Annotated in this window: 1 pseudogene; it reads right to left on the bottom strand. The window is 54.6% G+C overall.

From position 1 onward, the window contains the following. Nucleotides 1-78: 78 nt before the first annotated feature. Nucleotides 79-483 (bottom strand): annotated as a pseudogene (locus EVC45_RS45085) (bifunctional transcriptional activator/DNA repair enzyme AdaA); the annotation flags it as partial. Nucleotides 484-562 lie beyond the last annotated feature (79 nt).

Below are 562 nucleotides of genomic sequence, written 5' to 3'. Positions count from 1 at the left end.
CGAAGCCCGTCAGGAAAGGCTGATGAAGCTGGCCGCCTGAGCTGCAAAAGCTTGTCCAGACAACCGGAGCCGATACAGGGTCTGCGCAAACTGCAGAGGTGTCACGCCGAATTCGCTCTCAAAAATTCTTCGCAAATGCCGATCTGACACCCCGATTCGTTGCGCTAAGTCCGGTACGCTTTTTTCGTTCAGAAACCCGCCTTCAATCAACTCGGCTGCAGCCTTCGTCAAAGAACTGGAGACCTCCAGCATGGCATCTCCGGGCGCAAGCTCGGGCCGGCATCGAAGACATGGACGGAATCCATTTTTCTCTGCCGAGGCTGCGCTGCGAAAGAAGCGGCAATTTAGCAATTTTGGTGGCCGAACCCCGCAGATCGGTCGACAATAAACGCCGGTGGATGTCACTCCGACGTAGAACCAGCCGTCGAAACGACGATCACGTGAGAGTATTGCTTGGTAGCAGATTTCGCTGTCGAGATTCATAAGGCAATGTCCCAATGACAGTTGAAGGTTGGGACGGCGGGTGCGGCATAGGTTAGGCGACCTTTCGATCATGGTCAAT

Origin of the sequence: Paraburkholderia sp. UYCP14C, assembly GCF_004197395.1 — a bacterium.
Classification (GTDB): domain Bacteria; phylum Pseudomonadota; class Gammaproteobacteria; order Burkholderiales; family Burkholderiaceae; genus Paraburkholderia.
This window is presented reverse-complemented; position numbering and strand designations above follow the sequence as displayed.